Raw genomic sequence first — 7,028 nt, 5'->3', positions numbered from 1 at the left:
CGGTCAGGGCCGCGGCGGCCGCGATGCCTGCGGTGATCGCGTGAGAGCGGTTCATGATCATGGTGGTGCCTTTTCGTGTCTGAGAGTCAGAGATCCGGCTGTGGGGGGCCGGTGAGATTGAACGTACTGACGCCTCCCGAAGCTGTCATTTCGGGCGGATCGGATGTGGTGCCCCAAGGGGGCTGATCGGGGTATTCAGGACGTCTGCGACTCACCGCGAGGAGGGCTGACCGGGTTTCAAGTCCCATGCGGATTTTGGTGATTGACTGACTATTGGTCCGTCAAGGTGATCTTCTGACGTCCCCTCACCCCTCGGGTGGGACGGGTGGATGGGAACTGTCGGCGAGTCGCTGCTTGACATGCGGGCCGATGCGGTTTTGGTGGCACGGGCCGGCCGGCCGTGGCCCTCTCCGGCTGCGGCGGCGTCCGCCGGCCGGTCCAGGGCTGGATCCGGGGGCCGCCGGCCAGGGGGAGCATCCTCACAGAGCGCTTCCGGTCGGCCATCACGGTGGCCGGGTGAGAGCGGGGATATGGCTCAGCCGTCCATCCGCACGCCGTGCGCTCCCGGGCGGTGTCGTCTTCGGGGCCGTCGCCGAAGGTCTTGCCGTCGCCCTGGGCCCGTGAAAGTGGAGGGGCGGCAGGGGTTCGAAAGGGCGAGGAGATCCCGGTCGCTCACTGGAGTCGATTCCGCACGCAGTGCGGCCATGTCGGGTTAATGGCATAGATCACGATCCAAGTGGTTTACGGTTCAACCAAAAGGGGCGTAGGTTGGCCACTGCTCGACATCAAGGGCATATGCCCCCATTCCTGTTCGAACCATGACAGGAGTGGGGGTCTAGCAAGGAGGAAAGATCATGAGTCGCACCTTCGTGCGCCGAGCCGTAACCGCGGCCGCTTCACTGGCTGTTGCCGCAGGCTCGCTTCTCGTCGCCGGTGGTACCGCCTCGGCCGAGCCGATGGCCCATCGTCAAGCCGTCGTCACCCATGACGGCAGCAGCCACGGCCAGAATGGTGATCACCACGACCGGGACGGCAGTCGCTGGGACGGCCACAGCTGGAACCGGCACAGCTGGAACGGCCACCGCTGGGACGACCGTCGCTGGGACGGTCACCGCGTGTGGGAGCGCAGTGGTCACGACTGGTACAGCCACGACCACGACCACCGGTACCGGTACGACGGGCACCGCTTCTACCGCTGGTACCAGGACGCCTGGGTGACCTTTAACGTCGGTGGTGGATTCGACGGCCGCGTCTTCGACTGACCGTTCCTCAGTGCCCCTGCGCCCGGCCGGGCATCCGGGTGCAGGAGGCCACCGGTCCTTCGGGCGGAATCCGGTGGCCGACAAGGCGCACAGGAGAACCTGTGCGCGCGGGTCAGGGTGGCGTCCCGGGCCGCTCGGAGGGGACACCGGGCGACCGCCGTACACGGATGCCACCCTGATCGACGTACCCCTCGCGGGCCCGCACGGCCCGCCGAGGGGACGGTGCGGCCCGCGATCAGGCGTCGCGGGACTCGTCGTCGGCGGCGAGCCGGACTCCGGTCACCAGGTCGGGTCGGATGCGTACCGCGTAGTCCATGGTCTGGTTCACCCAGGGTGAGAAGCGTCCGGTAGCGGGCCAGTTCTACCGGGTCGGTCACCAGGTGGGCGTAGCCGGTGACCACCACGCTCCAGCCGAGGTGCGTGTCGGGGGCGATGGTGTCGGCCTCGTACGCCACCACGACGCCCTGGCCTTGGGCCTGCCCGGTGCGTGCGGTGAGTGCCGCACCCTCGTGGGTGCGGATGACGATGTCTCCGTTGTCCAGGACATGGTTGACCGGTCGGATGGTCGGCAGTGCGTGGCGGGTGAAGACGATCCTTCCGAAGGACACACTGCCCAGCAGCCGCAGAGCTTCGTCACTGTCCAGCTCGATGCTCCGGCGCGGCCCGGCAGGGAGGGCCTGGGGGTGTTGAGGCTCATGAGAGACTTCCGTGCGGTTTCGTTGCTCGCTGCTGTGTGTCCTTGCGCGGCGCGGCGGGGCTGTTGCGCGGCCCGTTGCCGTGGTGGTGGCCGGCCCGCCGGTGCGGTGTGTGCGTCGTCCCTCCGAGAGATGAGCGGCTGCCGGTCCGTGGCTCCGGTCGGGGCCGGGCCCAGGACAGGCCCGATCAGGTCATTGGAACCGCATCCGGGCTCTTTGCGCCAGGGCCGTTCGGCCCTTGTCGGCGTCCGGCCCACTCCGCGCATCGGTGGTCGTGGGGTGTGAGCGGTACCACGGAGGATCGGCGCCGCGCACACCTCCAGTCTCGGCCGGATCGGTATGCAATCCCCAGGTACCGAAGGTCCCTGCCGAATGCCGACCGGCACCGCTCTGGGCAGGTCGGGCTGCCTCCCCGGCGGGGGCGGACGCCGTTCGGCCGACCGGACGGCTCCTACAGCCTGCCCGCCTCACCGCTCATGGCCCGGGGCCGACCGATCCGTGGAGCGGGGCCGTGCGGCCTTCCCCGCGCGGGCCTGCCAGGTCGGGCCGTGATCTGCGACCCGCGGCAGACTCCGAGGGAATCAGGGCCGACCGGCCCTGGCCGTTCGGCCCGGATGCGGGAAGGATCTCGGTAGGCAGGCCGATCTCGGCCACGGGCGGACATCGGCACGGAACCCGGACAAGGCATTCAATGGTGGACGGCGAGCAGGGCAACCCGATCCGGGTCTTCCTGCTGGACGACCATGAGGTGGTACGGCGTGGAGTGCGAGACCTGCTGAACGACGAGCCGGACATCAGTGTGATCGGCGAGGCCGGCACGGTGGAGCAGGCGCTGGTGCGCGTTCCGGCGCTGTGCCCGCAGGTGGCGGTTCTCGACGTTCGGCTGCCCGACGGTGACGGCGTGACGGTGTGCCGGGAGCTGCGCTCCCGCATGCCCGAGTTGGCCTGCCTGATGCTGACCTCCTTCGACGACGAGGAGGCCCTTCTGGACTCGATCACGGCGGGTGCCTCGGGGTACGTGCTCAAGCAGATCCAGGGCTCGGACCTGGTGTCGGCGGTGCGCACCGTGGCCGCCGGCCAGTCGTTGCTCGACGCGAGCGCCACCACCAAGCTGATGGCCCGGCTGCGCGGCGGTCAGCAGCAGGAGAAGGAGCCGGACGGCCTGCCGGGCCTGACCGACCGGGAGCGGGAGATCCTGGCTCTGATCGGCGAAGGGCTGACCAACCGTCAGATCGGCCAGCGCCTCTACCTGGCCGAGAAGACGGTGAAGAACCACATCTCCCGCCTGCTGGCCAAGCTCGGCGTGGAGCGCCGTATCCAGGCCGCGGTCATCGCCACCCAGGTCCAGGACCGGCAGAGGCAGGAAGGCCGCTGAAGTTGCGGGGGCGTACGGGCCGGTCCGGGAGGGGCCGGCCCACGGCGGCCACCGCACCGTCCGCGTCGCGGCGGAGGCGAACCGGAACGTGAGCGGTGTCGGTCACACGGCCGATCACACGAAGGCGGCGAGGCGGTCGACCGTCATCGCCCGGGTGCGGAACGCCACGTCTCCCCGGCCGACGACGGTCACCGGCAGCGTCCCGACACGGGTCCGGCTCGCGGACCTGTCGTGCCGGTGACCGTCGCAGGCAGCTGGCGCTGAGGCTACTCGCGTGCCACACCGTAGGCGTCGGCCCAGGCACGCTTCAGGTCGTCCTCATTCCAGTGCCCGAACGTGTAGGCGGGCGAATCCACCGGCAGCGCCCTCTCCACGCGGATCAGCACCGCCTCATGACAGGGATAGGCGGGACCGTGCATGTCCAGCACCCATTGCCGCGACCAGGCGTAGACGGGGTCGCCCTCGCCACGGAGCTCGGCGGTTCCCTTGAACCGGTAGCCACGCCGCAGCAGGAAGTCGATCACATTCACCTCCAGACGGGGATCCCGCCTGAGGTTCGCCACCGTCGTGGGGGAGGCCATGTTCATGAACACCAGGTGATCGTCGTCGTAGACGAGCAGCGACCCCTTCGGGGACAGGTTCGGGGAGCCGTCCTCGCAGACCGTCGCCACGAACCCGAGCTTCGCGCTGTCGACGATCCTGCGCATGTCCTGCGTGATGATTCCCATCGTGTCCCTCGCCTCGTGACCGCTACCCGCCGACCGGCCGCACTTCGACGCCGAGCACCAGTGTCGGCGCGACTCCCCGGATGCGCTTGGACGACGGCCGGCGGTGTCCGCCGAATGGCGGTCTGCCTGAGTGGCCGGACAGCGATGCGGCGGAGCGGCGCCCCATCGCCCGGCGCCACGGCCCAACGCTTGCCAGTTCCGCGGAACGATGCCTGTTCAGACGGGTCCGGCTTGTGGCAGGAGACAGCGAACGCCCGCGCCATCCGGGAGATGCTCGGTGGCGAAGCGGCCCTGGACGTGGACCCCGACTCCAGCCTTGCCTGGGGTGTCACAAGCGGCGCAGACAGGGAGTGGGCAACGACCCGTTCACACGGCGCTTCGGGCGCCGTAGGGGGCGTAGAGGTCCAGCAACCGGGTCCGGGTGGAGCGCAGGCGGTGGGCGAGCACCTCGCCGGCCCACTGGGCGACGGCGTGGCCGAGTGCCGCGTCGTCCTGGCACAAGGAGCGGACGGCCTTGGCGTCGAACTCGTAGGCCCGCACCGGCGTCGCCGCCGTGGCGCCCAGATGCCAGACGTGCGGGGCGAACAGCCAGGAGATGCCGACGAGTTCGTTGTGGCCGAGGGTCTCGATGGTGGCGCGGCGCCGACCGGGTACGTGCGTGTCGAGTTCGACCGAGCCGGTGCGGATGATCCAGAACCTGTCCGCGACCGCGCCCTCGTGAAACATGCGCGTTCCCTGCGGAATGGACACCTCTCGCGCGAGACGCATGAGTTGTCGCCGGTGCTCGGTGGGCAGTGCGCGCAGCATGCTCGGGGTGTTCATGGCCTGCCTCCCGGTCCAGGGGTACGAAGTGGCACTTCCAGCGTGTGGCGGCGGCCGGGACCAGGCGAGGGGCCGTTCGGTCCGGAGAGTGGGCCATTCGGCCCTGAGGCAGTGCCGGCACGCGCGGGTCGGCCACCGGTGTCAGCTCGCGCCGTATGAGGAGGGGACGTTGGGCCCCGCGCGACGAACGATCAGGGGCTGTTCGGCCCTGTCTGCCCCGGGTGCCCCTCCGACGATCATGAGGCGGCGGCCGGGAAGGCCAGGTCCGTACCCGCACCACGGCGCTTCCCGGCTCGCCCTCGACATGGAAGAAGGGAAGGGCACCGCCCGGTGGACGAGACGCACGAACAACAGTTGGAGACCGTTCGGCCGAGAGGCGTGGAGGTGGGCTCCCCGGCCGTGGAGACCTCCCGGCGAACGGAACAGGCGGCGAGCGGACGGCCGTCGTGGGCGGAATGGCTGACGACCACCGACCACAAGAAGATCGGGACGATGTACCTGGTCACCGCGTTCGCGTTCTTCATCGTCGGCGGGGTGATGGCACTGCTGATGCGCGCGGAGCTGGCCAGGCCCGGCCTGCAGATCATGTCGAACGAGCAGTTCAACCAGGCGTTCACCAAGCACGGCTCGATCATGCTGCTGATGTTCGCGATGCGCTGTTCACCGGGTTCGCCAACTGGGTCATGCCGCTTCAGGTCGGCGCCCCGGACGTCGCCTTCCCGAGACTGAACATGCTCGCCTACTGGCTCTTCCTGTTCAGTTCGCTGATCGCGGCCTTCGGATTCCTCACCCCCGGCGGCGCCGCCGACTTCGGCTGGTTCCTGTACGCCCCGCTGTCCGACGCCGTCCACTCGCCGGGCCTCGGCGCCGACCTGTGGATCACGGGCGTCGCGCTGTCCGGCTTCGGCTCGATCCTGGGTGCGGTCAACTTCATCACCACGATCGTCTCCGCCGGCATCGGCTGCACCCCGATGGTCGGTATGCTCGAACACCTCGCCGCCACCGGCTCGGCCAGGCCCGTGCGGGTGCTGCACGCCGACCGTGCCCCGGCCGACCACGCCCTGCGCGCCGACACCCGCCGCCTGGGGGAGCAACTGCCCGATGCGCAGGCCGATTTCTGGTACGGGCAGGACACGGCCGAAGAGCCCGGCTGCCCACCCGGGCCTGATGGACCTCGCCGGTCTGGACCTGCCCGCCGACGCCGACGTGTACCTGTGCGGCTCGCTCCCCTTCATGCGCGGCGTCCGCACCCAGCTCCTCCGGGCCGGCATCCCCGCACGCAGCATCCGGTACGAGGTCTTCGGCCCCGACCTGTGGTTGGCCCACGCCGAGGGCTGACCGTCCCCGACCGCCCGGGCGGTGGCGGGCGCGGACAGGCCACATCAGGGTCGTGGCGTCCTCGATGAGCACCGCGCCGCGGGCTGTGCTGCCCGGTCCAGGGCCGGGTCAGGAGGATTTCAGGGCCGGGTCAGGAAGTCTTGGCGACGGTCAGCAGCGCGGCGGCGTCTTCGATTGCCTCCAGGCTGTGGCGGGTGGGCGGCACGAGGAGCAGGTCCCCGGCCATCCCCTCCCACGCGTCGTCGCCGCTGCGCAGCCGCACCCGACCGCGCAGGACCAGCACCGTGGCCTCGCCCGGGTTTTCGTGCTCGGCCAGCGCGGTACCGGCGCGCAGCGCGATGAGGGTCTGGCGCAGGACGTGTTCGTGGCCGCCGTGGACGGTCTCGGCGCTGCGGCCGGTGGAGGACGCTGCGGCCCGCTCCAGGTGCTCGCGGACGCGGGCGTCGAGGGAGACCTTCTGCATGGTGTGCCCTTTCTGAGTCGGCAGCGGGAAGCCGATACGGTCCCTGCCCGGTCCGCTGGTGCCTGTTGACGCTCGGTCTCGGCGGCGTGGACCACGGCGCGAGCGGCAGGGGACGAACGAACGCCACAGATACCACAGCGGGATGCGCCGGGCATGGACCAGCACGTGAGGTGCATACGGCGAGGACGGCACGGGCCGGTGGGGGAGGAACCGGTCTGGTACCGGGGTCCCATCGGCACAGAGGCCGGGGGACCGCATCAGCGGCCGGCGGGGCGCCAGAGCCTGCTCGCGGTGGGCTGGGCGCGTAGGGTGGCAGGACAGGGCGAGGTGAGGACGGCGCCGGGA

At 70.2% G+C, this 7,028-nt stretch carries 6 protein-coding genes and 3 pseudogenes; 5 read left to right on the top strand and 4 right to left on the bottom strand.

The features are described from left to right. The first annotated feature begins 854 nt into the window (after window positions 1-854). The gene (locus BZY54_RS19180; protein ID WP_086726406.1) at window positions 855-1,262 is read left to right on the top strand and encodes a hypothetical protein; all 408 of its coding nucleotides are present in this window, start codon (window positions 855-857) and stop codon (window positions 1,260-1,262) included. A 235-nt stretch (window positions 1,263-1,497) separates the two neighbouring features. Here BZY54_RS19180 and BZY54_RS19175 read toward each other — a convergent pair. Next, window positions 1,498-1,912 (bottom strand): annotated as a pseudogene (locus tag BZY54_RS19175) (pyridoxamine 5'-phosphate oxidase family protein). Window positions 1,913-2,648: 736 nt separating this feature from the next. Here BZY54_RS19175 and BZY54_RS19170 point away from each other — a divergent pair. Then, window positions 2,649-3,332, top strand: coding sequence for a response regulator (locus tag BZY54_RS19170; protein WP_086726405.1), 684 nt, complete (start codon window positions 2,649-2,651; stop codon window positions 3,330-3,332). 266 nt (window positions 3,333-3,598) lie between these two features. On the opposite strand, the gene BZY54_RS19165 is transcribed toward BZY54_RS19170, so the two are convergent. Together BZY54_RS19165 and BZY54_RS19160 are read right to left on the bottom strand one after the other, a co-directional pair. Continuing rightward, window positions 3,599-4,060, bottom strand: a complete 462-nt coding sequence (locus BZY54_RS19165) for a pyridoxamine 5'-phosphate oxidase family protein (protein ID WP_086726404.1) — start codon at window positions 4,058-4,060, stop codon at window positions 3,599-3,601. A 366-nt stretch (window positions 4,061-4,426) separates the two neighbouring features. Next, window positions 4,427-4,882 carry a cyclic nucleotide-binding domain-containing protein gene (locus BZY54_RS19160; protein WP_086726403.1) on the bottom strand — a complete coding sequence of 152 codons (456 nt, stop codon included), beginning with the start codon at window positions 4,880-4,882 and terminating at the stop codon, window positions 4,427-4,429. A gap of 399 nt (window positions 4,883-5,281) precedes the next feature. Between BZY54_RS19160 and BZY54_RS52265 the strand changes: the two are divergent. The 3 genes and pseudogenes from BZY54_RS52265 to BZY54_RS53295 all read left to right on the top strand — a co-directional run. After that, window positions 5,282-5,829, top strand: a pseudogene (locus BZY54_RS52265) (cbb3-type cytochrome c oxidase subunit I); the annotation flags it as partial. A 24-nt stretch (window positions 5,830-5,853) separates the two neighbouring features. Beyond that, window positions 5,854-5,949 (top strand): annotated as a pseudogene (locus BZY54_RS55455) (hypothetical protein); the annotation flags it as partial. A gap of 34 nt (window positions 5,950-5,983) precedes the next feature. Next, a complete protein-coding gene (locus tag BZY54_RS53295) occupies window positions 5,984-6,220 on the top strand; it encodes a ferredoxin reductase domain-containing protein (protein ID WP_244217229.1) in 237 nt (78 codons plus the stop codon). Between the two features lie 130 nt (window positions 6,221-6,350). Here the strand turns inward: BZY54_RS53295 and BZY54_RS19150 are convergent, their stop codons facing one another. Continuing rightward, window positions 6,351-6,683, bottom strand: coding sequence for a cupin domain-containing protein (locus tag BZY54_RS19150; protein ID WP_086726402.1), 333 nt, complete (start codon window positions 6,681-6,683; stop codon window positions 6,351-6,353). Window positions 6,684-7,028 lie beyond the last annotated feature (345 nt).

This window comes from Streptomyces carpinensis (assembly GCF_002154505.1).
Taxonomy (GTDB): Bacteria; Actinomycetota; Actinomycetes; order Streptomycetales; family Streptomycetaceae; genus Streptomyces; species Streptomyces carpinensis.
Note: the sequence above shows the minus strand (reverse complement) of the source record. Positions and strands in the feature narration are given on the sequence as shown.